A 24,486-nucleotide genomic window follows, 5' to 3' on the forward strand; every position below is an offset into this window, starting at 1 on the left:
AAAATGGCGATTAAAAAGTATAAACCAACCAGTAATGGTCGTCGTGGCATGACTACTTCAGATTTTGCTGAAATCACGACTGACAAACCAGAAAAATCGTTGCTTGCACCGCTTCATAAAAAAGGCGGACGTAACAACCAAGGTAGATTGACTGTTCGTCATCAAGGTGGCGGTCATAAACGTCAATACCGTATCATTGACTTTAAGCGTGATAAAGACGGTATACCTGGACGCGTTGCTACAATCGAGTATGATCCAAACCGTTCAGCGAACATCGCTCTTGTAAACTATGCAGATGGTGAGAAACGTTACATTCTTGCTCCGAAAGGAATCCAAGTTGGTACTGAAGTTACTTCTGGACCAGAAGCTGACATCAAACCAGGTAATGCTCTTCCACTTATCAACATCCCAGTTGGTACAGTTGTGCATAACATTGAATTAAAACCAGGTAAAGGTGGACAATTAGTTCGTTCTGCTGGTACTTCTGCTCAAGTTCTTGGTAAAGAAGGTAAATACGTTCTTGTACGTTTGAACTCAGGAGAAGTTCGCATGATTCTTTCTGCTTGCCGTGCGACTATCGGTCAAGTTGGAAACGAGCAACACGAATTAATTAACATCGGTAAAGCTGGACGTTCTCGCTGGAAAGGCGTACGCCCAACAGTTCGTGGTTCTGTAATGAACCCTAACGATCACCCACACGGTGGTGGTGAAGGACGCGCTCCAATCGGACGTAAATCACCAATGTCTCCATGGGGTAAACCGACTCTTGGATTCAAGACTCGTAAGAAAACCAACAAGTCTGATAAATTCATTGTACGTCGTCGTAAAAACAAGTAACGGGGTTGTCTACGGTTCATTTAGGACCGTAGTTCAATCACGAAGGGAGGTTCCACAATGGCTCGCAGCTTAAAAAAAGGACCATTTGTTGATGATCATTTGATGGCTAAAGTCGAGAAATTGAATGAAACTGACAAAAAGCAAGTCGTAAAAACTTGGTCTCGTCGTTCTACAATTTTCCCACAATTCATCGGTCACACAATCGCTGTCTATGACGGACGCAAACATGTACCTGTTTTCATTTCTGAAGATATGGTAGGTCACAAATTGGGCGAATTCGCACCAAGCCGTACTTACAAAGGTCATGCTAGTGACGATAAAAAAACAAGACGCTAATGAGAGGAGGCTTTTAAATGCAAGCTAAAGCTGTCGCAAGAACAGTCCGTATTGCTCCTCGTAAAGCACGTCTAGTAATGGACCTGATCCGAGGTAAGCAAGTAGGAGAAGCAGTTTCTATCTTAAACCTTACACCTAAGGCTGCTTCACCAATTATTGAAAAAGTATTAAAATCTGCTATCGCAAACGCTGAGCACAACTACGAGTTGGACGCTAACAGCCTAGTGATTACTCAAGCATTCGTTGACGAAGGTCCAACACTTAAGAGATTCCGTCCACGTGCTATGGGTCGTGCGAGCGCAATTAACAAACGTACTAGCCACATTACAATCGTTGTATCAGAAAAGAAGGAGGGATAATCCGTGGGTCAAAAGGTAAATCCAGTAGGTCTTCGTATTGGCGTCATTCGTGATTGGGAATCTAAATGGTTCGCAGGTAAAGATTACGCTGACTTCTTACATGAAGACTTGAAAATCCGTGAATTCATCAGCAAGCGTTTGTCTGACGCGTCTGTTTCTAAAGTAGAAATCGAACGTGCTGCAAACCGCGTAAATATCACAATCCACACGGCTAAACCAGGTATGGTAATTGGTAAAGGCGGATCTGAAGTTGAAGCACTTCGTAAAGCTCTTAACAGCCTAACTGGCAAACGTGTACACATCAACATTCTTGAAATCAAGAGAGCAGATCTTGACGCTCAGCTAGTTGCTGAAAACATCGCTCGTCAACTTGAAAATCGTATTTCATTCCGTCGTGCACAAAAACAAACAATCCAACGCACAATGCGTGCTGGAGCACAAGGAATTAAAACAATGGTTTCTGGTCGTCTTGGCGGTGCAGATATTGCTCGTTCTGAATATTACAGTGAAGGTACTGTTCCGTTGCACACACTTCGTGCTGACATCGACTATGCTACTGCTGAAGCTGACACTACTTATGGTAAGCTTGGCGTAAAAGTATGGATCTATCGTGGAGAAGTCCTTCCAACTAAGAAGAATACTGCGGAAGGAGGAAAATAATATGTTATTGCCAAAACGCGTGAAGTATCGCAGAGAACATCGTGGAAAAATGCGTGGTCGTGCAAAAGGCGGCACTGAAGTACATTTCGGTGAGTTCGGTATCCAAGCTCTTGAAGCTTCATGGATCACTAACCGTCAAATCGAAGCTGCTCGTATTGCTATGACTCGTTACATGAAACGTGGCGGTAAAGTTTGGATTAAAATTTTCCCTTCTAAGCCATACACAGCAAAACCTCTAGAGGTCCGCATGGGTTCCGGTAAAGGTGCTCCAGAAGGATGGGTAGCTGTAGTAAAACCGGGCAAAGTTTTATTTGAAATTTCTGGTGTGTCTGAAGAAGTTGCTCGTGAAGCTCTTCGTCTTGCATCTCACAAATTGCCAATTAAAACGAAGTTCGTAAAACGTGAAGAAATTGGTGGTGAATCAAATGAAAGCTAATGAAATTCGTGACCTTACCACTGCTGAAATTGAACAAAAAGTAAAGTCTCTTAAAGAAGAACTTTTCAATCTTCGTTTCCAATTAGCGACTGGGCAGCTTGAAAACACTGCTCGCATTCGTGAAGTGCGTAAATCAATCGCACGCATGAAAACTGTGATTCGTCAAAGAGAAATCGCTGCTAATAAATAATAATTAGAGGGGAGGCCCCGCAAACATGAGCGAACGTAACCAACGTAAAGTGTATCAAGGTCGTGTTGTTTCTGACAAAATGGATAAAACCATCACTGTTGTAGTTGAAACATACAAAAAGCATTCACTTTATGGCAAACGTGTAAGATACTCTAAAAAGTTCAAAGCACATGATGAAAACAACCAAGCAAAAATCGGAGACATCGTAAAGGTCATGGAAACTCGTCCTTTATCTGCGACTAAACGCTTTCGTCTAGTTGAAGTTGTCGAAGAAGCTGTTATTATCTAATAAAGTTCGGATTTCTTTTTCCGAAGGGAGGTAACATTAATGATTCAACAGGAGACTCGTTTAAAAGTAGCTGACAACTCTGGCGCACGCGAAGTACTAACGATTAAAGTTCTTGGTGGCTCTGGACGTAAGACGGCTAACATCGGTGATGTCATTGTTTGTACGGTTAAACAAGCAACACCAGGAGGCGTTGTCAAAAAAGGTGAAGTTGTGAAAGCAGTTATCGTTCGTACAAAGAGCGGAGCTCGCAGAAACGATGGATCTTACATCAGTTTTGATGAAAATGCATGTGTCATCATCCGTGACGACAAGAGCCCACGTGGAACTCGTATCTTCGGACCAGTAGCACGTGAACTTCGTGAAAATAACTATATGAAAATTGTTTCTCTAGCACCAGAAGTACTTTAATGAATACAATCCCCGACTCAAGGAGGTGCGATTAAATGCATGTTAAAAAGGGCGATAAAGTAGTGGTTATCTCTGGTAAAGATAAAGGTAAACAAGGAGTCATCCTTGCTGCTTTCCCTAAGAGTGACCGTGTTTTAGTAGAAGGTATTAACCTTGTGAAAAAACACTCTAAACCAACCCAAGCTAACCCTCAAGGCGGAATTTCTGAACAGGAAGCGTCGATTCACGTATCAAACGTAATGCCGCTTGATCCTAAAACGGGTGAAGTGACACGTGTTGGATATAAAGTTGAGGACGGAAAGAAAGTCCGTGTAGCGAAAAAATCTGGGCAAGTTCTAGATAAATAGTAAATAAGGAAGGGAGGTCTTTCTCATGAACCGCCTTAAAGAAAAGTTTGTAAAAGAAATTACACCTGCATTAGTTTCTAAGTTTGAATACAAATCAGTAATGCAAGTGCCAAAAATCGAAAAAATCGTGATCAACATGGGTGTTGGTGACGCAGTTCAAAATGCTAAAGCAATCGATACTGCTGTTGAAGAATTAACGTTTATCGCTGGTCAAAAACCTGTCGTTACTCGTGCGAAGAAGTCTATTGCTGGATTCCGTCTACGTGAAGGGATGCCAATCGGTGCGAAAGTAACACTTCGCGGAGAGCGCATGTATGATTTCCTTGATAAACTTATTTCTGTATCTTTACCACGTGTACGTGACTTCCGCGGGATTTCTAAGAAATCTTTCGACGGACGTGGAAACTACACGCTTGGTATTAAAGAACAGTTAATCTTCCCAGAAATTGATTACGATAAAGTAACAAAGGTCCGCGGTATGGATATCGTTATCGTTACGACTGCCAATACGGACGAAGAAGCACGTGAGTTATTAACTCAAGTAGGTATGCCGTTCCAGAAATAATCAATGAAAGGGAGGCGAAATCGTGGCTAAAAAGTCTATGATTGCGAAGCAACAACGCAAACAAAAGTTTAAAGTTCAAGAGTATACGCGCTGCGAACGTTGTGGACGTCCACATTCAGTTATTCGTAAGTTTAAACTTTGCCGTATTTGTTTCCGCGAACTTGCATATAAAGGACAAATTCCTGGCGTTAAAAAAGCCAGCTGGTAATCCCCATAAATGGGAAGGAGGTTATTAAATAATGGTTATGACAGATCCGATTGCAGATTTGCTGACTCGTATTCGCAATGCGAACATGGTACGTCATGAGAAGCTAGAAGTACCGGCTTCAAAAATCAAAAGAGAAATTGCTGAAATCTTAAAGCGTGAAGGTTTTATCCGTGACGTTGAGTACGTCGAAGACAGCAAACAAGGAATTATCCGTATGTTCCTTAAATACGGCCAAAACAACGAACGTGTTATCACTGGTCTTAAAAGAATCAGTAAACCTGGTTTACGCGTATATGCGAAATCAAATGAAGTACCACGTGTACTTAACGGACTTGGAATCGCAATTATTTCTACATCACAAGGTGTTTTATCGGACAAAGAAGCCCGTGCTAAACAAGCTGGTGGAGAAGTACTTGCTTACGTATGGTAAAAAAAGCTTAAGATGAATGGAGGTGCTTGGTATGTCTCGCATAGGTAAAAAACTAATCGAGATCCCTTCAGGAGTAACTGTGACAAACAACGATAACACAGTGACAGTAAAGGGACCAAAAGGTGAACTAACTCGTACGTTTCACCCTGATATGGAAATTAAAATTGAGGACAACGTCTTAACTGTAAGCCGTCCGTCTGAAAATAAAGAACACCGTGCATTACATGGTACAACACGTAGCTTGCTTGCAAACATGGTTGAAGGTGTATCTAAAGGTTTCGAAAGAGGTTTAGAACTTATCGGTGTCGGTTACCGTGCAGCTAAATCTGGAAACAAACTTGTTCTTAACGTTGGATACTCTCATCCAGTTGAAATCGTTCCTGAGGCTGGAGTTGAAGTCGAAGTTCCATCTCAAACGAAAGTAATCGTTAAAGGTATCGATAAAGAGCGTGTAGGAGCTCTTGCTTCTAACATCCGCGCTGTCCGTTCTCCAGAGCCTTACAAAGGTAAAGGAATTCGTTACGAAGGTGAATTCGTTCGCCGTAAAGAAGGAAAAACTGGTAAGTAAGATCGCTTAAAGTGAAGAAAGGAGTGACTCGGATGATTACGAAAACTAGCAAAAACGCTACTCGTCTTAAAAGACATGCTCGTGTTCGTGCGAAACTTTCAGGTACTGCTGAAAGACCTCGCCTTAACGTTTTCCGTTCTAACAAGAATATTTACGCTCAAGTAATTGATGATGTGAACGGTGTAACACTTGTAAGTGCTTCTACTCTTGATAAAGAGTTAAAGATCGAGAATAGTTCTGACACTGCAGCTGCTACGAAAGTTGGCGAAGTTGTTGCAAAACGTGCTGTTGAAAAAGGAATCTCTAACGTGGTATTTGACCGCGGAGGATACTTATATCATGGACGTGTAAAAGCTCTAGCTGAAGCTGCTCGTGAGGCTGGACTTAAATTTTAATAAAAGAAGGAGGGACACATCCGAATGAGTCGTATTGACCCAAGCAAATTAGAGTTAGAAGAACGCTTAGTTACGGTTAACCGCGTAGCGAAAGTTGTTAAAGGTGGACGTCGTTTCCGTTTTGCAGCTTTAGTTGTTGTCGGTGACAAAAACGGTCATGTTGGTTTCGGTACTGGTAAAGCACAAGAAGTACCAGAAGCAATCCGCAAAGCTGTTGAAGATGCGAAAAAGAATTTAATTGAAGTACCAATGGTTGGAACTACAATTCCACATGAAATCATCGGTCGATTCGGTGCAGGAAACGTTCTATTGAAGCCTGCTTCAGAAGGTACGGGAGTTATCGCTGGAGGCCCAGTGCGTGCGGTACTTGAGCTTGCTGGTCTAGCTGATATCCTTTCTAAATCTCTAGGTTCAAATACACCGATCAACATGATCCGCGCAACACTTCAAGGTTTAAGTGAACTTAAACGTGCTGAAGATGTAGCGAAGCTTCGTGGAAAATCTGTAGAAGACCTGTTAGGATAAGGAGGGAACAATAATGGCAAATAAATTAGAAATTACCCTCAAACGCAGTGTTATCGGTCGCCCTGAAGATCAGCGTGTCACTGTTCGTACTCTTGGTCTAAAGAAAACAAACCAAACAGTCGTACATGAAGACAATGCAGCGATCCGCGGCATGATTAACAAGGTGTCTCATTTAGTTTCTGTTAAAGAACAATAAAACATTTTTAATCGATAAGGAGGTGCCCAAATGAAACTTCATGAATTGAAGCCTTCAGAAGGTTCACGTAAAGTACGCAACCGTGTTGGTCGTGGTATTGGATCAGGTAACGGTAAAACTTCTGGTAAAGGTCATAAAGGTCAAAACGCTCGTTCTGGCGGCGGTGTACGCCCTGGATTCGAAGGTGGACAAATGCCTTTATTCCAACGCCTTCCAAAACGTGGTTTTACAAACATCAACCGTAAAGATTACGCGGTAATCAACTTAGACAGATTAAACAGTTTTGACGAAGGAACGGAAGTCACTCCTGAACTTCTTCTAGAGACTGGTGCATTAAGCAAGTTAAAAGCAGGAGTAAAAATTCTTGGCAACGGTAAATTAGAAAAAAAATTAACTGTAAAAGCCAATAAATTCTCTGCTTCTGCGAAAGAAGCTATTGAAGCTGCTGGCGGTACAGCCGAGGTGATCTAACTTGTTTAAGACAATCTCCAATTTTATGCGCGTGAAAGATATACGGAATAAGATTATATTCACACTTTTAATGTTAGTCGTCTTTCGTATAGGTGCTTTCATCCCTGTGCCTAATGTGAACGCTGAAGTTCTCCAGGCACAGGATCAAATGAGTGTTTTCGGTATCCTCAATACATTTGGGGGTGGGGCACTTTTCCAATTCTCCATTCTTGCAATGGGGATTATGCCGTATATCACTGCTTCGATCATCATTCAGCTCTTGCAGATGGATGTTGTTCCGAAGTTTACTGAGTGGTCAAAGCAAGGAGAGGTTGGCCGCCGAAAATTAGCACAATTCACAAGGTATTTTACAATTGTTCTAGGATTTATCCAGGCGTTAGGAATGTCATATGGGTTCAACAATATGGCAGGAGGCATGCTGATTGAAAACCCTGGGGTGTCAACGTATCTCTTAATTGCGGTCGTACTCACTGCGGGAACAGCATTTTTAATGTGGCTGGGTGAGCAGATTACTGCTCACGGCGTAGGTAACGGTATATCGATTATTATCTTTTCCGGTATCATCGCAGGTATCCCTCAAACATTAAAGCAAGTGTACGCTCAGCAGTTTGTAGGTGGCGATGGACAGCTGTTCATGCAAATCCTTAAAATTGCCCTTATTGTGATTGCCATTCTTATCATTGTTATAGGTGTTATTTACATTCAAATGGCAGTGAGAAAAATTGCAATTCAATATTCAAAAGGAACTGGCCGTGCACAAATGTCTGCAAGTCAAGCAACGCATCTTCCATTGAAAGTGAATCCAGCAGGGGTGATTCCAGTCATCTTTGCCGTTTCTTTCATTATTACTCCGCAGACGGTCGCATCGTTCTTTGGAACTAATAATGTCACAACTTGGATAACCAACAACTTTGACTATACTAAGCCAATCGGTATGACGATTTATGTAGCGCTGATTGTTGCTTTCACATATTTTTATGCCTTTGTCCAAGTCAATCCTGAACAAATGGCTGAAAATCTGCAAAAGCAGGGTGGCTATATCCCGGGAGTTCGTCCAGGGAAAATGACTCAAGATAGAATTACGAGTATTTTGTACCGACTCACGTTTGTGGGCGCCATTTTCTTAGCCGTGATTTCAATACTTCCTATCTTTTTCATTCAATTCGCTGGATTACCTTCCGCTGCACAAATTGGTGGCACAAGCCTTCTCATTGTTGTAGGTGTTGCACTTGAAACAATGAAACAGCTTGAAAGCCAATTAGTGAAACGAAACTACCGTGGATTTATGAAATAAAACAGAGGGCTGGGCTCCTGCCCAACCTCTCTAAGTAAGGAAGGGGAAATCCGAAATGAACTTAGTCTTAATGGGGCTTCCGGGTGCTGGTAAAGGCACTCAGGCAGAACGAATTGTTGATGATTATGGGATCCCTCATATCTCAACAGGAGATATGTTCCGCGCTGCTATGAAAGAGGAGACACAACTTGGGCTCGAAGCAAAATCCTTTATCGATAAAGGAGAGCTTGTTCCTGATGAGGTCACAATCGGTATTGTTAGAGAAAGACTTGGCAAGAATGATTGTGAACAAGGTTTTCTTCTGGACGGATTTCCGCGAACAGTCGCTCAGGCTGAAGCTTTAGAAGAAATTCTAAAGGACCTTGGCAGAACGATTGATTATGTCATTAATATTAAAGTCGATAAAGATGCTTTGATGGAGCGTCTGACTGGCCGAAGAATTTGCAAAAATTGCGGAGCGACATATCATTTAGTATTCAATCCACCTGCGAAAGAAAATGTTTGCGACAAGTGTGGAGGCGAGCTTTATCAACGTGCAGATGATAATGCAGAAACCGTTTCGACTAGACTTGAAGTAAACTTAAAGCAGACTGAACCTTTACTGAACTTCTATTCAGAAAAAGGATATCTTGTAAACATTGATGGTGCGAAGCACATTAACGATGTATACACAGATATCAAGGACCTGCTTGGGGGATTAAATAAATGATTATCTGTAAAACTCCTCGCGAGCTTGAGATTATGAGAGAAGCTGGACGTATTGTCGCACTGACTCATGAAGAGCTGAAGAAACACATAAAACCAGGTATTTCGACAAAAGAATTGGATCAAATTGCCGAACGTTTTATTACAAAGCAGGGTGCAATCCCATCTTTTAAAGGGTATAATGGTTTTCGCGGGAGCATTTGCGTTTCGGTGAATGAAGAACTCGTTCACGGTATTCCTGGTAAACGGGTTTTACGTGATGGAGACATCATTAGTATCGATATCGGCGCAAAGTTAAATGGCTATCATGGTGACTCTGCTTGGACTTATCCAGTTGGGGTAATCAGTGATGAAGACCGCAAACTACTGGAAGTCACAGAGGAATCTCTATATAAAGGCTTACAGGAAGCAAAGCCAGGCGAACGTCTGTCGAACATTTCCCATGCCATACAAACGTATGTTGAAGGTGAGAATTTCTCAGTTGTTAGAGAATATGTTGGACATGGGGTCGGACAGGATCTTCATGAGGACCCTCAAATTCCTCATTATGGTCCGCCAAACAAAGGCCCACGGCTAAAACCTGGAATGGTGTTGGCCATCGAACCGATGGTGAACGCAGGCAGCCGATATGTGAAAACATTGGCTGATAACTGGACGGTTGTAACGGTTGATGGGAAAAAGTGTGCTCACTTTGAGCATACGATTGCGATTACAGATACAGGTTTTGATATACTGACTAAGATTTAGGTCTTCTGAAGCCTTTCAGGCCCAATTTGGGCAGGTTGTCTGTATAGTCCAAGGAAAGAACAAGATCAGTATACAGGTGTCATCGGCATGTTCGTTTGTTGCCATATACTAATCGCAGACGGAGAAAAGCGTAGATTTCATTCTCCTAAGAAAAAAATATCAATCATTTAACCTTTTATGATTGCGTATCTCCGGAAGTTCAGAACAGTATATTCAAAACAGGTCGGGTGATAGATGGACAATTGAGAGGATCTCATTTGGACATTTGTCAGAGAGCAAATTACTGATTTGAAGAAGGGAGAACACTTGAATGGCGAAAGACGATGTAATTGAAGTGGAAGGTACTGTAGCAGAAACTTTGCCAAATGCAATGTTCAAAGTCGAACTAGAGAATGGTCATACAGTTTTGGCTCATGTATCAGGAAAAATCCGTATGCACTTCATTCGCATTTTACCTGGAGACAAAGTTACGGTAGAATTATCTCCATATGACTTAACTCGTGGTAGAATTACGTACCGTTACAAATAAAGCAACTCCGGAAGAAGGAGGTTGGAAACACATGAAAGTGAGACCATCTGTTAAACCTATCTGTGAAAAATGTAAAGTGATTCGCAGAAAAGGAAAAGTAATGGTGATCTGTGAAAACCCAAAACATAAACAAAAACAAGGCTAATAACAAGGAGGTGCCCAAATCATGGCTCGTATTGCTGGTGTAGATATTCCACGTGATAAGCGTGTTGTCATTTCTTTAACATATGTTTTTGGAATTGGTCGTACGACTGCGCAACAAGTCCTTAAAGAAGCAGGTGTTTCTGAAGACACTCGCGTTCGCGATCTAACTGAAGACGAACTTGGTAAAATCCGTGATATCATTGACAAACTTAAAGTAGAAGGTGACCTTCGTCGTGAAGTTTCACTTAACATTAAGCGTCTAATTGAAATCGGAAGCTACCGCGGAATCCGTCATCGCAGAGGACTTCCTGTTCGTGGACAAAACACAAAAAACAACGCGCGTACTCGTAAAGGTCCGCGTCGTACTGTAGCTAACAAGAAAAAATAAGTAAAGGAGGTAGTTAAAGAATGGCTGCTGCTCGTAAACAAAATACGCGTAAACGTCGCGTGAAAAAGAATATTGAAGCTGGAATCGCTCATATCCGTTCCACTTTCAACAACACGATTGTAACGATTACTGATGTTCATGGAAACGCAATTTCTTGGTCAAGTGCTGGTGCATTAGGATTCAGAGGTTCTCGTAAATCTACTCCTTTCGCTGCACAAATGGCTGCTGAAACTGCTGCTAAAGGTTCTATCGAACATGGTCTTAAAACACTTGAAGTAACTGTTAAAGGTCCTGGTTCTGGTCGTGAAGCTGCAATTCGTGCGCTTCAAGCTGCAGGTCTTGAAGTTACTGCAATCAGAGACGTAACTCCAGTTCCTCATAACGGATGCCGTCCACCAAAACGTCGCCGCGTGTAATTTGTTTGTATAGATTTTGTGTCCCTGTCAATAATGGGTTATGATACAGTTATTTATGAGACGAATACACGACTCGTTGCCTGAGCACATACGGGACTAAACAATGAGGAATTTCGGATGGAATCTCATATGATTCTATTCGAGGTTTCGACGTTTTGAAGGAGGGTTTTATTAGATGATCGAAATTGAAAAACCAAAAATCGAAACGGTTGAAATCAGCGACGATGCCAAGTATGGCAAGTTTGTCGTAGAGCCACTTGAGCGTGGATATGGTACCACTTTAGGGAACTCCCTTCGTCGTATCCTTTTATCCTCACTTCCTGGTGCAGCTGTAACATCGATCCAGATAGATGGTGTCTTACACGAATTCTCAACGATCGAAGGCGTGGTTGAAGATGTTACAACGATTATCTTAAACATTAAAAAGCTTGCACTCAAAATCTACTCTGAAGAAGAGAAGACGCTTGAAATTGATGTACAAGATGAAGGTATTGTAACAGCTGCTGATATTACACACGACAGCGATATTGAAATCTTAAATCCAGATCTTCACATCGCAACTCTTGGCAAGAATGCGAGCTTCCGTGTTCGCTTAACTGCACAAAGAGGTCGCGGGTATAATCCTGCTGATGCAAACAAAAGAGACGATCAGCCAATCGGTGTGATTCCGATCGATTCAATCTATACACCTGTATCTCGTGTGACTTATCAAGTGGAGAACACCCGTGTTGGGCAAATCACAAACTATGATAAACTAACACTAGATGTATGGACTGATGGAAGCACAGGGCCGAAAGAAGCGATCGCTCTAGGTTCTAAGATTTTAACTGAACACCTGAATATTTTCGTTGGGTTAACTGACGAAGCTCAGCATGCAGAAATCATGGTTGAAAAAGAAGAAGACCAAAAAGAAAAAGTGCTTGAAATGACAATTGAAGAGCTTGATCTTTCTGTTCGTTCTTACAACTGTTTGAAGCGTGCGGGTATTAATACTGTTCAAGAGCTTGCTAACAAGACAGAAGAGGATATGATGAAAGTTCGTAACCTTGGACGTAAATCTCTTGAAGAAGTGAAAGCGAAACTAGAAGAACTTGGACTGGGTCTTCGTAAAGACGATTGACTAGTTTCATTGTGAACTAGGATTTTCGTGTGTTTTTTATTCATACAGCATCTCTAATTAAGGAGGGGACATCACATGGCATACAGAAAGCTAGGACGCACTAGTGCACAACGTAAAGCAATGCTTCGTGACCTAACGACTGATTTGATCATCAACGAACGCATCGAAACAACTGAAACACGTGCGAAAGAACTTCGCTCTGTAGTTGAAAAAATGATCACTCTTGGCAAACGCGGAGATCTTCATGCTCGCCGTCAAGCTGCAGCTTACATTCGTAACGAAGTAGCTAACGCTGAAACAAACCAAGATGCACTTCAAAAATTATTCGCTGACGTTGCAACTCGCTACGAAGATCGCCAAGGTGGATACACTCGTATCATGAAGCTTGGACCTCGTCGCGGCGATGGCGCACCAATGGCTGTCATTGAATTAGTTTAATCACATATCGTGTATCTAAGAAAGGGCGGGACAGTTTATAACTGGATCTATGCCCTTTTTTAGATACTACGGCTTTTTAGGCATAAGCGAAGAAGAGGTTGAGCTGAGAGGAGGTCCGGTAGAGATGGGGAAGACATTAATTGACGTAAAGGACATTGTATTTCGTTATCACAAAGATGCGGACAAGCCCGCTTTAGATCAAGTGTCATTGCATGTGAATCAAAATGAATGGCTCGCCATTGTTGGTCATAACGGTTCAGGTAAATCCACACTTGCCCGTGTGCTGAATGGGCTCATTTTACCGGATGCTGGAACGGTCAAAGTTGGTGAGATTGAGCTAAAAGAAGAGAGTGTTTGGGATATTCGCAAAAAGGTCGGAATGGTCTTTCAAAACCCAGATAACCAATTCGTTGGCTCAACAGTTCGTGATGATGTGGCTTTTGGTTTAGAAAATAACGGGGTTGAGCGGGAATTGATGATAGAACGTGTGGATTGGGCTGTCAAACAGGTCAATATGCAGGAGTTTCTTGATCAAGAGCCGCACCATCTATCAGGCGGGCAAAAGCAGAGAGTCGCCATTGCAGGTGTGCTTGCCGCAAGCCCTGACATCATGATCTTGGATGAAGCAACATCTATGCTTGATCCGATTGGCCGAGAAGAAGTGTTAGAGACTGTTAGACTGCTGAAGGAACAAGGAACGGTCACAGTCATTTCCATCACACATGATTTAGACGAGGCTGCGAAGGCAGACCGGGTTATTGTGATGAATGGCGGGAAAAAGTTTGCCGAGGGAACCCCAGAGGAAGTATTTGAACTAGATGAACAGCTGGTTCAAATTGGACTTGATCTGCCATTTTCCTACCGATTGAGCAAGCAATTGAAGCAGCAAGGTGTGCCGCTTGCAAATGCCCATTTGACACAAGAAGGATTGGTGAAAGAGCTATGGACATTACGATCAAAGAATTAGAGCATCGTTATCAAATGAAAACGCCGTTTGAGCGTCTCGCTTTGTATGATGTCAATGCTTCCATCAAAGAGGGCAGCTATGTCGCTGTCATTGGTCATACGGGTTCTGGCAAGTCTACATTACTGCAGCACTTAAATGGATTGCTCAAACCAACGAAGGGGAGCATTGCGCTTGGAGATACAGTCTTACAAGCCAATAAAAAGCAGAAGGATTTGAAATCCCTCCGGAAAAAAGTAGGCATCGTGTTTCAGTTTCCTGAGCATCAGCTCTTTGAGGAGACGATTCTCAAGGATATCTGTTTTGGTCCGATGAATTTCGGCGTTCCTCAGGAGAAGGCAGAAGCGAAAGCGAAGGAAATGCTGAAGCTAGTCGGTCTTCCTGAATCTCTATTATCTCGATCGCCCTTTGAACTAAGCGGCGGTCAAATGAGGCGTGTGGCGATTGCAGGCGTTTTAGCGATGGAGCCAGAAGTGCTTGTGCTAGATGAGCCGACTGCTGGGCTAGATCCACGCGGACGGAAGGAAATCATGGACATGTTTTATGAGCTTCATCAAAAGGCAAACCTCACCACGATTCTGGTCACACATAGCATGGAGGATGCCGCCCATTATGCGGATCAAATGATTGTGATGCATAAAGGAACAGTGAAGGCGACAGGGACGCCGAGAGAACTGTTCGCCAATCGTACAGACATGTCTTCGTTTGGCCTCGACCTCCCAGAAACGATTAAATTCCAGCAGACTGTAGAAGAAAAGCTGGGCATTACGTTTCCAAGGCCGCTTCTGACCATGGATGAAATGGCAGAAGCCTTAACAGCTCTTTATCAGGAGGACACGACATCATGATGGATAGTATGATTATCGGCAAATATGTGCCAGGTTCATCCTTTGTCCATCGTCTTGATCCAAGGACAAAGCTGTTATCAATTTTCTTTTTCGTTTTTATTGTCTTTTTTGCTAATAACTATATCACTTACGGGCTTTTAGGTGTCTTTACGATCTTTGTGGTGATGGTTTCACAGGTGCCGCTTTACTTTATTCTCAAGGGAATGAAGCCGATCCTGTGGATTGTCCTGTTTACCTTTATTTTGCATATTTTCATGACAAAGGATGGCGCCTTGCTATTTCACTTTGGCTTTCTAAATATTTATGAAGAAGGTCTAAAGCAGGGGATCTTCATTTCACTCCGTTTTGTCTATCTTATTATGATGACAACACTACTTACGTTAACCACAACGCCAATAGAAGTGACAGACGGCATGGAGAAGCTGCTGCATCCATTCCGTAAAATCAAACTGCCTGTTCATGAGCTTGCCCTCATGATGTCCATCTCTCTTCGTTTTATTCCGACTTTACTAGAAGAGACAGACAAAATCATGAAAGCACAAATGGCAAGAGGTGTTGATTTTACAAGCGGACCTCTAAAGGATCGTTTGAGAGCGATTGTTCCTTTGCTTGTCCCGCTTTTCGTCAGTGCGTTTAAGCGTGCGGAGGAGCTGGCGACTGCCATGGAAGCGAGAGGCTACCGCGGCGGGGAAGGACGCACGAAATACCGCCAGCTTGTCTGGGGCATGAAAGACACGTTTACGATGCTTCTATTCATCTTGTTAACGGCACTTCTTGTATTTTTGAGAAATTAGGTGATTCCTAGATGAAGGTAAAATGTACCGTATCATACGATGGAACACATTTTAAAGGCTATCAGGTGCAGCCTGGGCAGCGAACCGTTCAGACGGAGATTGAGTCAGCTCTTGCAAGAATGCATAAACAGGAGGAGCTAATTCCGATTGTGGCTTCCGGTCGTACAGACAGCGGTGTCCATGCCGTGGGGCAGGTCATCCACTTCGACACCCCGCTCTCGATCCCGATGGAGAGATGGCCTTTTGCCCTCAATAGCTTGCTGCCGGATGACATCCGTGTTCTAAAGGCTGAGGAAGTGGATGAGTCGTTTCATGCACGGTTTCATGTCGTTTCGAAGGAGTACCGTTATAAGGTCTCAACGGAAACGCATCAAAATGTGTTCACGAGACAATATGCCTGCCACTATCCTTACCGGCTGGATGTCGAAAAAATGAAAGAAGCTGCCGGACACTTGATTGGCACACATGACTTCACAAGCTTTTGTGCGGCCAATACAGAGGTTCAGGACAAGGTGAGGGATATTTATACCCTTGAGTGGAAAAACGTCTCAGATGGGCTTGAAATGCGTGTGAGAGGAAATGGCTTTTTATACAACATGGTGCGGATTATCGCTGGAACGTTACTTGAAATCGGATCTGGTAAATTTCGCCCTGAGGAGATCAAAGCCATGCTTGCCGCCCGAAATCGCGAAGCGGCAGGCAAGACTGCGCCTAGTCACGGACTGTATTTATGGGAAGTTTTCTATGACAACTAAACCAGGTGTAACATGTTCTTGACACAGGAAGCAGAAAGTTATAAAATATCATATGGTATGTATTTCAACCCCACAAATAAGCCCCGGAAGACTTATCTTGTGTTTTGAAATAGAACGTAGCATTTGATTCAAGGAAAATCATTGATTTATTTAGGAGGGAAACTCATGCGTACAACACCAATGGCGAACGCAAGCACAATTGAGCGCAAATGGCTAGTTGTTGATGCGGCAGGCAAGACTCTAGGTCGTCTTTCTACTGAAGTAGCATCACTTTTGCGCGGTAAGCACAAACCAACTTATACACCACACGTTGATACAGGTGATCACGTCATCATCATCAATGCTGAGAAAATCGAATTAACAGGTAAGAAATTGACGGACAAAATTTACTACCGTCACACTATGCACCCAGGTGGTTTGAAACAAAGAACTGCTCTTGAGATGCGTACAAACTACCCTGAAAAAATGTTGGAGCTTGCTATCAAAGGTATGCTTCCAAAGGGTCCATTAGGCCGTCAAATGTTCAAAAAATTAAATGTGTACCGTGGTTCTGAGCATCCACATCAAGCACAACAACCTGAAGTTTACGAACTTCGCGGTTAATTATAAGGGAGGTTAACAATTTGGCACAGGTTCAATATTACGGTACAGGTCGTCGTAAAAGTTCTGTAGCGCGCGTTCGCTTAGTTCCAGGTGAAGGCCGTATCGTCGTTAATAATCGTGAAATTACTGAATACATTCCATTCGCTGCTTTAATCGAAGACGTGAAACAGCCTTTGAACATCACAGAAACAGCTAACAGCTACGATGTTCTTGTAAATGTTCACGGTGGTGGATTCTCTGGTCAAGCTGGAGCAATTCGTCACGGTATCTCTCGTGCTCTTCTAGAAGTAGATCCTGAGTACCGTACACCACTTAAACGTGCTGGACTTCTTACTCGTGACCCTCGTATGAAAGAGCGTAAGAAATACGGTCTTAAAGGCGCACGTAGAGCTCCTCAGTTCTCGAAGCGTTAATTTTACTTGGTATATCAATTTTCAACCTCCTTGCTCATATTGAGCAAGGAGGTTTTTTATGACCAAATATGAAATTGAATACTCCTTGATTATTCCAAGTTAAAATCTCATATCCTTTGGATCATCTTGGCTGTTTTTCTGTCACTTCAACGGTCATATGAGTGATAAAATCCTTTGTAATTTTATCGAACTGGGTTTGTATATCTTTAATGGGAGCATTGGCTGCAAACAAAAAATAGCATATGTATACCGAATGCATGGGTATTTTTTGTGATGCTCAGAATTATTTAGATAAATTCGCTTGACCTTTCCATTTAAGTATGCAGTCGACAATAATCCATTTAATGCTTTGACTAATAATAGACTGAAAAGAATGGTTGTTTATTATCAGGTTGAAAAGGAGTAGCTAAGTTGTAACGTCAATAGCGTTGTAGTTGCTTTCCACGCCATTTTTTTAAAATTTCTAGGTTTTTCAAATTACGCTAACAATACGTTGAGAAGCCTCTTTTTTGATGTCTGAATCTGCTTTTTTCGTTCACGTGAATCAGTGTCTTTTTAAACTGATTTTTTATGAACAAAACCAATGCCCTTTCAATGCAAGGTATGCCTTAACCCCATGTTCAATACTGTGAAGGTGAGTATTCGAAAGTATAAGCCTGTCATCGTCCTGAATCGTTTTCTGAAAGCATCTTAATTCTCCTCTTCTGCATTATATTCATTTTCACTTTTTAGTTCAGGTGACATGATTCATTGAATTCTACTTAATAATTTTCATTCTTATAGAATGCCTAAAGATCAGCTTTCCTATTGCTCTAATCTATAATGACATTCATATAAAGAAATGAGTAAGACTGTAGGCAACAGAAGGTTATTATTAGAATTTTTAGAAAAGCGTTAACTCATCTAACACCTACTTTTAACATTTTCAGTCGAAACTTAAAGAAAGAAAAAATCTTGAGTATGTACTTGTTAAAAAAATCAGTATCTAGTTAGCTTAGATGTTGAAAAATTTTACAAGAAGTTTTAAAATAATTTAACAACACACTCTTGATATTGGAGGTATTGGTGAAAAATGAAAAAAGAAGTGGAAAAAAAATATATCGTCAGTGAAATTCCAGAATATTTATCAATAGGGGATTCAAGGGAGATACACCAAACATATTTGGCAATAGGTAAAGAAGAAGTACGACTAAGAAAGATTATTAATCCAGATTTTGAGCAGTTTGTTTTGACTATAAAAAAGGGGAGTGGCTTAACAAGGAATGAGTTCGAAATTGAAATATCTAAAGAAAGTTATCAACAATTATTAATAGATAAAAAAGTAACTCCTTTAATTAAGAAAAGGACAAGATTTGAAATTGAAAATCAATGTTATGATTTGGATGTTTATTTAAATTATCCTGTGTCTAATTTAATGACTGTAGAAATTGAATTTGAATCAGAAATAGAAGCAAGTAAATATCATGGACTTGAATGGTTTGGACAGGATATAACTTACAATAAAAAATTTAAAAATCAAAATCTTTGGCAGGATATACAACAGCAAAGAGAAGATGGTAAAATTCATGAAAGTCATAGATGAATTATACGGGGAGTTTATTCTGGAAGATATTTTTATTGATTTATTAAATACAAAGGAGATTAAAAGATTAAAAGGTGTACACCAAGGTGGGGCCGGTTACCTTATAAATAAGAGCTGGAATGTAAATAGATATGAACATTCATTAGGTGTAATGCTTTTAGTAAAAAAATTAGGGGGACAAAAAGAAGAACAAATCGCAGCCTTACTTCATGATATATCTCATACGACTTTTTCGCATGTAATTGATTATGTGTTTAATAATGAAAATGAAGATATACACGAATTAATATATAAGTATGTAATTGAAAATTCAGAAATACCTAATATTTTAAATAAAGATGGTTACTTGTATAAGGAATTATTATTGGATAATCGTGAATACAGTTTATTGGAAAGAAAAGCCCCTCATCTATGTGCCGATAGAATTGATTACACTTTAAGGGATATGTATCGCCATGGAAATATAACTTCGTTTGAAGTGGATAACTTCATTAATAGTTTAAGAGTTAAAAATGGTATAATTTACATAAACGATATTGATCAAGCAGAGTGGTTTGTAGAATTATATTACAAAGAAGTAATAGACTACTTTTTAAATCCACTAAATGTATATATAAACGATATAATAAAGAGAATTTTGAAATATACAATAAAAAATAAGATTGTTCGTCTGGAACAATTGTTAACTACTGATGATGAGATTATGGAATGTTTTAAAGAGAGTAATGATTCATATGTGCAAAGTTTATTAAATGAAATTAGTAACAACAAATCCTTAAAAAGTAGTTTCAAGGATGATTATGATATTTTTCATAGAAATAAACTAAGGATAATAGATCCTTTAGTACAATCAGAAGCTGGATTATTAAAAGCTTCTAAGCTCTCTCCCAAAGTTCATCAAAAAAACAAAGAAGCAAAATATAGAGCGGAGAAAGGAATATATATAAAAGTTAAAAATTAGAATAATATAACAAAAAGCCCTGAATTTAGTTTTCGGGCTCTTTGTTATGAATTCATAGCTCTTATCTTTTAGTTGATTTCCATTATAACTGCACAAAAAATAATAATAGATGTAAAATTTCCTAAAGTGTAAATTTTTTAATAATTTTAATAATTAGATATTGACAAAAAGTGGTGAACTATTATACTTTTAATATGTGGGTCGGGAGGGATTAAAATGAATATATGGAAAAGTAAAGAATCTATGCTTTTAATTTTCTCTTCAGGGATAACCTTTATTGGGAATGGAATGCATTTTATTGCAGTATCCTGGTTAATTTATCAGTATACGGGGAATCCAATGTCAGTAGCATTGTTAGTAATATTAACAACACTTCCTACGTTGTTGACTTTTCCTTTTACAGGGGTAATTGCAGATAGATTTGATAGGAAAAAAATAGTCATTAGTATGGATGTCTTAAGATGTGTTTTTGTGTTGATAATACCTTTAATGTACTTACTGAATGAAATGAATATATATGTTATATATTTATTGACTATACTGATATCTATATCTAATAACTTTTTTTATCCGGCTTTTTCAGGTGTTGTAAAAAGTGTGGTACAAGAAAGACTGTTTTTAAAAGTAATAAGTGCAAATAGTTCAATGTTACAATTAGGAACTATTGTTGGTGCCGGTGTAGCAGGATTATTAATAGCCAACTACTCTATCATGATTGTTTTTTTAATAGATGGAGCAACATTTTTAGTCTCTGCTTTAATTCTATTGAATGTGAAATACATCCATAACAAGCCAGAATCCATTAAAGGATCAAAATTAGTTATAGATTACTTTTTAAAAGATTTTCTCTCAGGTTTGAAATACATATTTAACAAAAAAGTTCTAGTATACTTATTTTTAATAGGAATTCTACCTGCTGCTATTATACAAATAATCAATTCTCTACTAAGTGTTTATACGAATCAATCATTGGGATTAGGTGTAGATGCATATGGAATGTTAGATGCAATTTTTGCGATAGGGGCTCTGTTTATAGGTGTGTTGATGACGTTTGTAAATAATGTAAATCCGCAAAAATTAATCACATTTAGTTTTTTTATAATGGGAATAGGGTTTCTAATAATTTCTATCGCAGGTTCATTTTTCATTGCTGCAATTGGCCTATTTTTGTTAGGAGTATCTATTTTAATGGAGAGTGCGTGTAGAAAAAGCCTGATAATGCAATTGGTGGATGAGAACTATATTGGAAGAGTAGAAAGTTTTAATTGGGCGATTTATTCTGTGATAGCTCCATTATGTACAATTGCCGCCACATTATTCAATGGTCAAATAGGAACTACATCTTTGTTTTTTTATATCTCTGTAATTTTGATAGCAATATCTATTTTTTCAGTCCCTTTTTTTAATAAAAATGATTTGCAAATAAACTCTGAAACTGCAATGGATATAGAATAGATAATATTAAATACAATAAAGGAGATGTGAGAATGAAAATGACAATAAATGATATATCTCCAGTAACTTTAAAAAGTATGGCTCACTATAACAGAACAGTTAACGGAATAAAAACAACCAGTAGAGAAAAAGTAAATGAAGCTTTAAGAAATGGATGTGGAATTCAGGAAATTAATTATATATTAAGATATCCGGAAGTTATGTTATGTGATTTAAGTAATCCAGAATATCCATTGAATCTCTGCGATAACGAGACTATTATAGAATGCTTTGATCTGATTAATTCTTTACTAGGAGAGAAAATAAAGAATACAAACTTCACTAGAATCTATGGTGATAATTTAAAGAGTGAAATAGCTATTAACGGTCCAACAAAAGAAGAGTTAATTAATTTTAAAACAGAAGTTCTCAATGAAGTGTATGAAAGAATGAATATTTATTCGAAAGTGTGTTTAGATTTATATAATGCCAGAGGTATACATCAAATTAGGAGTATTGATAGTGCTTCTAGTGTTGCAAGGGCACAATATGAGAACCTTATTAATAAATATAAAGAAATTATAATATCAGAGAACTCTTACTCGAATATAAAATTATTTAATTTAAATAAGATATATCAAAATCATAGAGTTTGGTCAGATATTTCTCAAATTGCTGAATCTAAGTTATTTATTCTAACTGCTGGTCTTCCCTTATCCTTGGGATATATCAATTCTACGCAAGATGCGAATATATATTTTACCGAAATTCATCGCCAGAATGATCCTAATCAAATTTATAAGAAGTGTGAATTCAATATTATTTATCCTACTTTAACAAAAACTAATTCTATAGTTATCATAGATAAAATATATACAGGTGGAAGTATAAAGTTAGCAGAAGCACGCATAAAAGAATCAATGAATGTTAATGTGTTGAAAATTGGGTTATTTCCAAAGGCTTATGAATCACTTAAACATGTAGACTACGTTGTATATGCGGGTAGATTAATAAAAACTATTGATATATTAAATAATTTTAATGAACATAATTGGCACTATAAAACCTTATTTTTTGAGAAGGAGGGGGTTTAGATTAGTTTTGAAAAAGTGGATTTTTATAAAAAAGAATTAAGAAATTTTTTCAAAGCTTTAAGTGAGGAGTTTGCATGGAGATGGCCTGAAATTGAGACTATAAAACACGGTTTCAGAGAAAAGATAGGAGCAGATGGTGAAAGAACTGCAAATATTGACTATGCATGTGAACAGATAATATTACATCAATTAAATAAGTTGGAATTCCCATGGATAGCCTTTTCAGAAGAAATCGGCATGTTTTCAAGTGAACATAATAATAAACTTAGAAATATTGTTTTTTTAATAGATCCATTGGATGCGACACACAACTTTTTAATAGGATTTCCTTTTTTTTCGATTTCAATATCAGTTTTCATAGATGGGGAGATTAGCCATGGATGGGTTTATGACCCTATTCGCAGAATAACATATTTAGGTATATCTCATGAAGGTTCCTTTTTGATTAATGAAAAAGGACAATGTAGGAGGCTTACTACTAATAATACGAGAAAATTAAATCAAAGCATTATTGGTTTAATAAGACCTAAAGATGATAGTGAATATTCTAAGTATAAGGACTTATTTCTTCATAGTAATAAGATCCGATGTCTCTCTTGTTCATCTCTGGAAATAATTTATATCGCTGTTGGAATATATGATGGATTCGTTGATCTATCAACTGAAGGTTGGCAAAAACAGTGTGATATAGAAGCTTCCTTATTAATATTAAGAGAGGCAGGGGGGATAGCTGTTGATAAAAATGGACGCCCATATAAATCCAGTGTGCCTACGCTTGATTCATTAAAAAAAAGAGTAAATATTGTTGCAGGAAGTAACGATACGATAGTGAATGAGATATTGAAAAGTACTGAAAAGGAGGAAAAATATAATGCTAGATACTAAAGATAATCTTAAAGTTTATGGAGAATATAAACTTCAACTTTTAGCAAATGGTATTAACTACGACAAGTTATTTTTAGAAGAATATTCTAGAAGGGGGAAATTTATAGAAAAAAGAAGGGCATATGGAAATAGTGATGAGCAGATGTTTTCAAAAGATATTAAAGTACCTCAAGAAATTATTCTTCCAGAAGGGTTAGTTGTAGCTGTTAATCAAAGGAATAATTCGAAGTGGAGACTATATTTTGAAAATGAAAAATTCTATGTGGGTGATGGCATAGAAAAATTAGAAATTAGCTTTCCAGAAAGACCAACATTTTATAATGAGTTACTTGAAGATGGAAGAGGCATTTCAAGGATAGTTACTTTATATGGTAATGCTACTCTTGGCATTTTCAGTCCAGGACATTGTTATTACTGGAATAGTGGGGATGAGTGTAAATTTTGTTCTTTACAGCCTACCCGTAATAATCAGGCTGATCATGAAATGTTTATTAAACCTAGTATTGCTAAAGAAGCTATTTCTATCGCTTTGAATAAGGAGAAAAATAGGGTTAAGCATATTTTGATAAATGGTGGAACTATTAAAGATTATGATTTAGGTTTCAAAAAGCATATAGAAGTTTTAGAAGGCATAAGAAAACTAGAACTTCCAGATAGTGTGCAAACTCATTTAATTTCTATGCCACCTATGGATTTTAATCTTTTTGATAGACTTGCAAAAACAAATTCAACTATTGCAATGGATATAGAAATCTTTGATGAAAAATTATTTGATGAAATCTGTCCTGGTAAATCTAACGAATATGGAAGAGATAGATTTATTAATGCGTTTAAAGCAGCTGTGCATAGTTTGGGTAAAGGCAATGTATATTGTGGTTTTGTCGCAGGGCTTGAACCGTTAGAATCACTAATTGAAGGTATGTATTTTGTAGCAAGTTTAGGAGTAGTTCCTGCAGTAAATGTCTTTCATAATGATCCAGGTTCTCATTTTGCTAATCATGAAAGGCCATCTTTAGATTTTATAAGAGAGGTTGGAAAGCATATGTCAATTATATATAGAGATAATGACTTTACTCCTTTCATTAAGGACACAGGTAGAAATTCATTAGATACCGAAGCATATTTAGGGTGCTACTTATAGAAAATAAATTT

The 24,486-nt window shown here is 39.0% G+C and carries 38 protein-coding genes; all 38 read left to right on the forward strand.

Annotated features, from left to right (window positions below; all coding sequences use genetic code 11):
* The first annotated feature begins 3 nt into the window (after positions 1–3).
* The 38 genes from rplB (at position 4) to IEE86_RS16100 (ending at position 24,475) form a co-directional block, all read left to right on the forward strand.
* Positions 4–837 carry a 50S ribosomal protein L2 gene (gene rplB / locus IEE86_RS15915; protein ID WP_024425599.1) on the forward strand — a complete coding sequence of 278 codons (834 nt, stop codon included), beginning with the start codon at positions 4–6 and terminating at the stop codon, positions 835–837.
* A 57-nt stretch (positions 838–894) separates the two neighbouring features.
* Complete coding sequence (gene rpsS, locus IEE86_RS15920) at positions 895–1,173, forward strand: 30S ribosomal protein S19 (RefSeq protein WP_003216920.1); 279 nt, start codon at positions 895–897, stop codon at positions 1,171–1,173.
* A 17-nt stretch (positions 1,174–1,190) separates the two neighbouring features.
* Positions 1,191–1,532: a 50S ribosomal protein L22 gene (gene rplV / locus IEE86_RS15925; RefSeq protein WP_007496316.1), complete on the forward strand. Its 342-nt coding sequence runs from the start codon at positions 1,191–1,193 to the stop codon at positions 1,530–1,532.
* Between the two features lie 3 nt (positions 1,533–1,535).
* On the forward strand, positions 1,536–2,192 hold the full coding sequence (gene rpsC / locus IEE86_RS15930) for a 30S ribosomal protein S3 (protein ID WP_003217241.1): 657 nt from the start codon (positions 1,536–1,538) through the stop codon (positions 2,190–2,192).
* Position 2,193: 1 nt separating this feature from the next.
* Complete coding sequence (gene rplP / locus IEE86_RS15935) at positions 2,194–2,628, forward strand: 50S ribosomal protein L16 (RefSeq protein WP_003225801.1); 435 nt, start codon at positions 2,194–2,196, stop codon at positions 2,626–2,628.
* A complete protein-coding gene (rpmC, locus tag IEE86_RS15940; RefSeq protein ID WP_003217155.1) occupies positions 2,618–2,818 on the forward strand; it encodes a 50S ribosomal protein L29 in 201 nt (66 codons plus the stop codon). Before rplP ends, rpmC begins: the two co-directional genes overlap by 11 nt.
* A gap of 25 nt (positions 2,819–2,843) precedes the next feature.
* Entirely contained in the window at positions 2,844–3,107 is a 264-nt protein-coding gene (rpsQ, locus tag IEE86_RS15945; protein WP_003216906.1) for a 30S ribosomal protein S17, read from the forward strand.
* Between the two features lie 39 nt (positions 3,108–3,146).
* Positions 3,147–3,515 (forward strand): 50S ribosomal protein L14, encoded by a 369-nt coding sequence (rplN, locus tag IEE86_RS15950; RefSeq protein ID WP_003216882.1) that lies wholly within the window; start codon positions 3,147–3,149, stop codon positions 3,513–3,515.
* Between the two features lie 35 nt (positions 3,516–3,550).
* The gene (gene rplX / locus IEE86_RS15955) at positions 3,551–3,862 is read left to right on the forward strand and encodes a 50S ribosomal protein L24 (protein WP_034323211.1); all 312 of its coding nucleotides are present in this window, start codon (positions 3,551–3,553) and stop codon (positions 3,860–3,862) included.
* A gap of 25 nt (positions 3,863–3,887) precedes the next feature.
* Positions 3,888–4,427: a 50S ribosomal protein L5 gene (gene rplE / locus IEE86_RS15960; protein ID WP_191098074.1), complete on the forward strand. Its 540-nt coding sequence runs from the start codon at positions 3,888–3,890 to the stop codon at positions 4,425–4,427.
* Between the two features lie 22 nt (positions 4,428–4,449).
* On the forward strand, positions 4,450–4,635 hold the full coding sequence (gene rpsN, locus IEE86_RS15965; RefSeq protein WP_008356542.1) for a 30S ribosomal protein S14: 186 nt from the start codon (positions 4,450–4,452) through the stop codon (positions 4,633–4,635).
* Positions 4,636–4,666: 31 nt separating this feature from the next.
* Positions 4,667–5,065, forward strand: a complete 399-nt coding sequence (rpsH, locus tag IEE86_RS15970; RefSeq protein ID WP_003217040.1) for a 30S ribosomal protein S8 — start codon at positions 4,667–4,669, stop codon at positions 5,063–5,065.
* A 31-nt stretch (positions 5,066–5,096) separates the two neighbouring features.
* Positions 5,097–5,633: a 50S ribosomal protein L6 gene (gene rplF, locus IEE86_RS15975; protein WP_191098075.1), complete on the forward strand. Its 537-nt coding sequence runs from the start codon at positions 5,097–5,099 to the stop codon at positions 5,631–5,633.
* Between the two features lie 32 nt (positions 5,634–5,665).
* The gene (rplR, locus tag IEE86_RS15980) at positions 5,666–6,028 is read left to right on the forward strand and encodes a 50S ribosomal protein L18 (protein ID WP_034323204.1); all 363 of its coding nucleotides are present in this window, start codon (positions 5,666–5,668) and stop codon (positions 6,026–6,028) included.
* 24 nt (positions 6,029–6,052) lie between these two features.
* Complete coding sequence (gene rpsE / locus IEE86_RS15985; protein ID WP_007496332.1) at positions 6,053–6,553, forward strand: 30S ribosomal protein S5; 501 nt, start codon at positions 6,053–6,055, stop codon at positions 6,551–6,553.
* Between the two features lie 13 nt (positions 6,554–6,566).
* Positions 6,567–6,749, forward strand: coding sequence for a 50S ribosomal protein L30 (rpmD, locus tag IEE86_RS15990; protein WP_003217067.1), 183 nt, complete (start codon positions 6,567–6,569; stop codon positions 6,747–6,749).
* Positions 6,750–6,779: 30 nt separating this feature from the next.
* Positions 6,780–7,220 carry a 50S ribosomal protein L15 gene (gene rplO / locus IEE86_RS15995; RefSeq protein WP_034323201.1) on the forward strand — a complete coding sequence of 147 codons (441 nt, stop codon included), beginning with the start codon at positions 6,780–6,782 and terminating at the stop codon, positions 7,218–7,220.
* A 1-nt stretch (position 7,221) separates the two neighbouring features.
* The gene (gene secY / locus IEE86_RS16000; protein WP_034323198.1) at positions 7,222–8,514 is read left to right on the forward strand and encodes a preprotein translocase subunit SecY; all 1,293 of its coding nucleotides are present in this window, start codon (positions 7,222–7,224) and stop codon (positions 8,512–8,514) included.
* Between the two features lie 55 nt (positions 8,515–8,569).
* The gene (locus tag IEE86_RS16005; RefSeq protein WP_191098076.1) at positions 8,570–9,223 is read left to right on the forward strand and encodes an adenylate kinase; all 654 of its coding nucleotides are present in this window, start codon (positions 8,570–8,572) and stop codon (positions 9,221–9,223) included.
* Positions 9,220–9,966, forward strand: coding sequence for a type I methionyl aminopeptidase (map, locus tag IEE86_RS16010; RefSeq protein WP_007496338.1), 747 nt, complete (start codon positions 9,220–9,222; stop codon positions 9,964–9,966). Before IEE86_RS16005 ends, map begins: the two co-directional genes overlap by 4 nt.
* Before the next feature lie 310 nt (positions 9,967–10,276).
* Complete coding sequence (gene infA / locus IEE86_RS16015) at positions 10,277–10,495, forward strand: translation initiation factor IF-1 (protein ID WP_003217190.1); 219 nt, start codon at positions 10,277–10,279, stop codon at positions 10,493–10,495.
* Between the two features lie 31 nt (positions 10,496–10,526).
* Positions 10,527–10,640: a 50S ribosomal protein L36 gene (gene rpmJ, locus IEE86_RS16020; protein ID WP_003156543.1), complete on the forward strand. Its 114-nt coding sequence runs from the start codon at positions 10,527–10,529 to the stop codon at positions 10,638–10,640.
* A gap of 21 nt (positions 10,641–10,661) precedes the next feature.
* Complete coding sequence (gene rpsM, locus IEE86_RS16025) at positions 10,662–11,027, forward strand: 30S ribosomal protein S13 (protein ID WP_003217023.1); 366 nt, start codon at positions 10,662–10,664, stop codon at positions 11,025–11,027.
* Between the two features lie 20 nt (positions 11,028–11,047).
* On the forward strand, positions 11,048–11,443 hold the full coding sequence (gene rpsK / locus IEE86_RS16030; protein WP_003217231.1) for a 30S ribosomal protein S11: 396 nt from the start codon (positions 11,048–11,050) through the stop codon (positions 11,441–11,443).
* 175 nt (positions 11,444–11,618) lie between these two features.
* Positions 11,619–12,563, forward strand: a complete 945-nt coding sequence (locus tag IEE86_RS16035) for a DNA-directed RNA polymerase subunit alpha (RefSeq protein ID WP_191098077.1) — start codon at positions 11,619–11,621, stop codon at positions 12,561–12,563.
* Positions 12,564–12,638: 75 nt separating this feature from the next.
* Positions 12,639–13,001 (forward strand): 50S ribosomal protein L17, encoded by a 363-nt coding sequence (gene rplQ, locus IEE86_RS16040; protein WP_003216944.1) that lies wholly within the window; start codon positions 12,639–12,641, stop codon positions 12,999–13,001.
* Between the two features lie 124 nt (positions 13,002–13,125).
* The gene (locus IEE86_RS16045) at positions 13,126–13,968 is read left to right on the forward strand and encodes an energy-coupling factor ABC transporter ATP-binding protein (protein WP_008356549.1); all 843 of its coding nucleotides are present in this window, start codon (positions 13,126–13,128) and stop codon (positions 13,966–13,968) included.
* Positions 13,944–14,813: an energy-coupling factor ABC transporter ATP-binding protein gene (locus IEE86_RS16050; RefSeq protein ID WP_191098078.1), complete on the forward strand. Its 870-nt coding sequence runs from the start codon at positions 13,944–13,946 to the stop codon at positions 14,811–14,813. Before IEE86_RS16045 ends, IEE86_RS16050 begins: the two co-directional genes overlap by 25 nt.
* Positions 14,810–15,607, forward strand: a complete 798-nt coding sequence (locus IEE86_RS16055; RefSeq protein ID WP_191098079.1) for an energy-coupling factor transporter transmembrane component T family protein — start codon at positions 14,810–14,812, stop codon at positions 15,605–15,607. Before IEE86_RS16050 ends, IEE86_RS16055 begins: the two co-directional genes overlap by 4 nt.
* A gap of 11 nt (positions 15,608–15,618) precedes the next feature.
* Complete coding sequence (truA, locus tag IEE86_RS16060) at positions 15,619–16,362, forward strand: tRNA pseudouridine(38-40) synthase TruA (protein WP_191098080.1); 744 nt, start codon at positions 15,619–15,621, stop codon at positions 16,360–16,362.
* A gap of 165 nt (positions 16,363–16,527) precedes the next feature.
* Positions 16,528–16,965 (forward strand): 50S ribosomal protein L13, encoded by a 438-nt coding sequence (gene rplM, locus IEE86_RS16065; protein WP_003217042.1) that lies wholly within the window; start codon positions 16,528–16,530, stop codon positions 16,963–16,965.
* Positions 16,966–16,985: 20 nt separating this feature from the next.
* Complete coding sequence (gene rpsI / locus IEE86_RS16070; RefSeq protein WP_034283876.1) at positions 16,986–17,378, forward strand: 30S ribosomal protein S9; 393 nt, start codon at positions 16,986–16,988, stop codon at positions 17,376–17,378.
* A gap of 1,072 nt (positions 17,379–18,450) precedes the next feature.
* Positions 18,451–18,960 carry a CYTH domain-containing protein gene (locus tag IEE86_RS16075; RefSeq protein WP_008356554.1) on the forward strand — a complete coding sequence of 170 codons (510 nt, stop codon included), beginning with the start codon at positions 18,451–18,453 and terminating at the stop codon, positions 18,958–18,960.
* Positions 18,944–19,921: an HD domain-containing protein gene (locus tag IEE86_RS16080; protein ID WP_191098081.1), complete on the forward strand. Its 978-nt coding sequence runs from the start codon at positions 18,944–18,946 to the stop codon at positions 19,919–19,921. Before IEE86_RS16075 ends, IEE86_RS16080 begins: the two co-directional genes overlap by 17 nt.
* 216 nt (positions 19,922–20,137) lie before the next feature.
* A complete protein-coding gene (locus IEE86_RS16085) occupies positions 20,138–21,376 on the forward strand; it encodes an MFS transporter (protein WP_008356556.1) in 1,239 nt (412 codons plus the stop codon).
* 32 nt (positions 21,377–21,408) lie between these two features.
* Complete coding sequence (locus IEE86_RS16090) at positions 21,409–22,449, forward strand: hypothetical protein (protein WP_008356557.1); 1,041 nt, start codon at positions 21,409–21,411, stop codon at positions 22,447–22,449.
* A gap of 15 nt (positions 22,450–22,464) precedes the next feature.
* Positions 22,465–23,334: an inositol monophosphatase family protein gene (locus IEE86_RS16095; RefSeq protein ID WP_008356558.1), complete on the forward strand. Its 870-nt coding sequence runs from the start codon at positions 22,465–22,467 to the stop codon at positions 23,332–23,334.
* Entirely contained in the window at positions 23,321–24,475 is a 1,155-nt protein-coding gene (locus IEE86_RS16100) for a radical SAM protein (protein ID WP_008356559.1), read from the forward strand. Before IEE86_RS16095 ends, IEE86_RS16100 begins: the two co-directional genes overlap by 14 nt.
* The last annotated feature ends 11 nt before the right edge of the window (positions 24,476–24,486 follow it).

Source organism: Bacillus crepusculi (genome assembly GCF_014764715.1).
Lineage (GTDB): Bacteria > Bacillota > Bacilli > Bacillales > Bacillaceae > Bacillus.

Bases quoted from the DNA above. Each gene is read 5' to 3' on its own strand.
- rpsE (WP_007496332.1), top strand. From the start codon at position 6,053: ATGAGTCGTATTGACCCAAGCAAATTAGAGTTAGAAGAACGCTTAGTT.
- IEE86_RS16035 (WP_191098077.1), top strand. From the start codon at position 11,619: ATGATCGAAATTGAAAAACCAAAAATCGAAACGGTTGAAATCAGCGAC.
- rplX (WP_034323211.1), top strand. From the start codon at position 3,551: ATGCATGTTAAAAAGGGCGATAAAGTAGTGGTTATCTCTGGTAAAGAT.
- IEE86_RS16005 (WP_191098076.1), top strand. From the start codon at position 8,570: ATGAACTTAGTCTTAATGGGGCTTCCGGGTGCTGGTAAAGGCACTCAG.
- truA (WP_191098080.1), top strand. From the start codon at position 15,619: ATGAAGGTAAAATGTACCGTATCATACGATGGAACACATTTTAAAGGC.
- rplF (WP_191098075.1), top strand. From the start codon at position 5,097: ATGTCTCGCATAGGTAAAAAACTAATCGAGATCCCTTCAGGAGTAACT.
- map (WP_007496338.1), top strand. From the start codon at position 9,220: ATGATTATCTGTAAAACTCCTCGCGAGCTTGAGATTATGAGAGAAGCT.
- rpsS (WP_003216920.1), top strand. From the start codon at position 895: ATGGCTCGCAGCTTAAAAAAAGGACCATTTGTTGATGATCATTTGATG.
- IEE86_RS16045 (WP_008356549.1), top strand. From the start codon at position 13,126: ATGGGGAAGACATTAATTGACGTAAAGGACATTGTATTTCGTTATCAC.
- rpsH (WP_003217040.1), top strand. From the start codon at position 4,667: ATGGTTATGACAGATCCGATTGCAGATTTGCTGACTCGTATTCGCAAT.
- rplQ (WP_003216944.1), top strand. From the start codon at position 12,639: ATGGCATACAGAAAGCTAGGACGCACTAGTGCACAACGTAAAGCAATG.
- IEE86_RS16080 (WP_191098081.1), top strand. From the start codon at position 18,944: ATGAAAGTCATAGATGAATTATACGGGGAGTTTATTCTGGAAGATATT.
- rpsQ (WP_003216906.1), top strand. From the start codon at position 2,844: ATGAGCGAACGTAACCAACGTAAAGTGTATCAAGGTCGTGTTGTTTCT.
- IEE86_RS16090 (WP_008356557.1), top strand. From the start codon at position 21,409: ATGAAAATGACAATAAATGATATATCTCCAGTAACTTTAAAAAGTATG.
- rplR (WP_034323204.1), top strand. From the start codon at position 5,666: ATGATTACGAAAACTAGCAAAAACGCTACTCGTCTTAAAAGACATGCT.
- rplP (WP_003225801.1), top strand. From the start codon at position 2,194: ATGTTATTGCCAAAACGCGTGAAGTATCGCAGAGAACATCGTGGAAAA.
- rpsK (WP_003217231.1), top strand. From the start codon at position 11,048: ATGGCTGCTGCTCGTAAACAAAATACGCGTAAACGTCGCGTGAAAAAG.
- IEE86_RS16055 (WP_191098079.1), top strand. From the start codon at position 14,810: ATGATGGATAGTATGATTATCGGCAAATATGTGCCAGGTTCATCCTTT.
- infA (WP_003217190.1), top strand. From the start codon at position 10,277: ATGGCGAAAGACGATGTAATTGAAGTGGAAGGTACTGTAGCAGAAACT.
- rplO (WP_034323201.1), top strand. From the start codon at position 6,780: ATGAAACTTCATGAATTGAAGCCTTCAGAAGGTTCACGTAAAGTACGC.
- IEE86_RS16100 (WP_008356559.1), top strand. From the start codon at position 23,321: ATGCTAGATACTAAAGATAATCTTAAAGTTTATGGAGAATATAAACTT.
- rplE (WP_191098074.1), top strand. From the start codon at position 3,888: ATGAACCGCCTTAAAGAAAAGTTTGTAAAAGAAATTACACCTGCATTA.
- IEE86_RS16085 (WP_008356556.1), top strand. From the start codon at position 20,138: ATGAATATATGGAAAAGTAAAGAATCTATGCTTTTAATTTTCTCTTCA.
- rpmJ (WP_003156543.1), top strand. From the start codon at position 10,527: ATGAAAGTGAGACCATCTGTTAAACCTATCTGTGAAAAATGTAAAGTG.
- IEE86_RS16050 (WP_191098078.1), top strand. From the start codon at position 13,944: ATGGACATTACGATCAAAGAATTAGAGCATCGTTATCAAATGAAAACG.
- rplM (WP_003217042.1), top strand. From the start codon at position 16,528: ATGCGTACAACACCAATGGCGAACGCAAGCACAATTGAGCGCAAATGG.
- rpsM (WP_003217023.1), top strand. From the start codon at position 10,662: ATGGCTCGTATTGCTGGTGTAGATATTCCACGTGATAAGCGTGTTGTC.
- rplV (WP_007496316.1), top strand. From the start codon at position 1,191: ATGCAAGCTAAAGCTGTCGCAAGAACAGTCCGTATTGCTCCTCGTAAA.
- rpmD (WP_003217067.1), top strand. From the start codon at position 6,567: ATGGCAAATAAATTAGAAATTACCCTCAAACGCAGTGTTATCGGTCGC.
- rplB (WP_024425599.1), top strand. From the start codon at position 4: ATGGCGATTAAAAAGTATAAACCAACCAGTAATGGTCGTCGTGGCATG.
- rplN (WP_003216882.1), top strand. From the start codon at position 3,147: ATGATTCAACAGGAGACTCGTTTAAAAGTAGCTGACAACTCTGGCGCA.
- IEE86_RS16075 (WP_008356554.1), top strand. From the start codon at position 18,451: ATGAAAAAAGAAGTGGAAAAAAAATATATCGTCAGTGAAATTCCAGAA.
- rpmC (WP_003217155.1), top strand. From the start codon at position 2,618: ATGAAAGCTAATGAAATTCGTGACCTTACCACTGCTGAAATTGAACAA.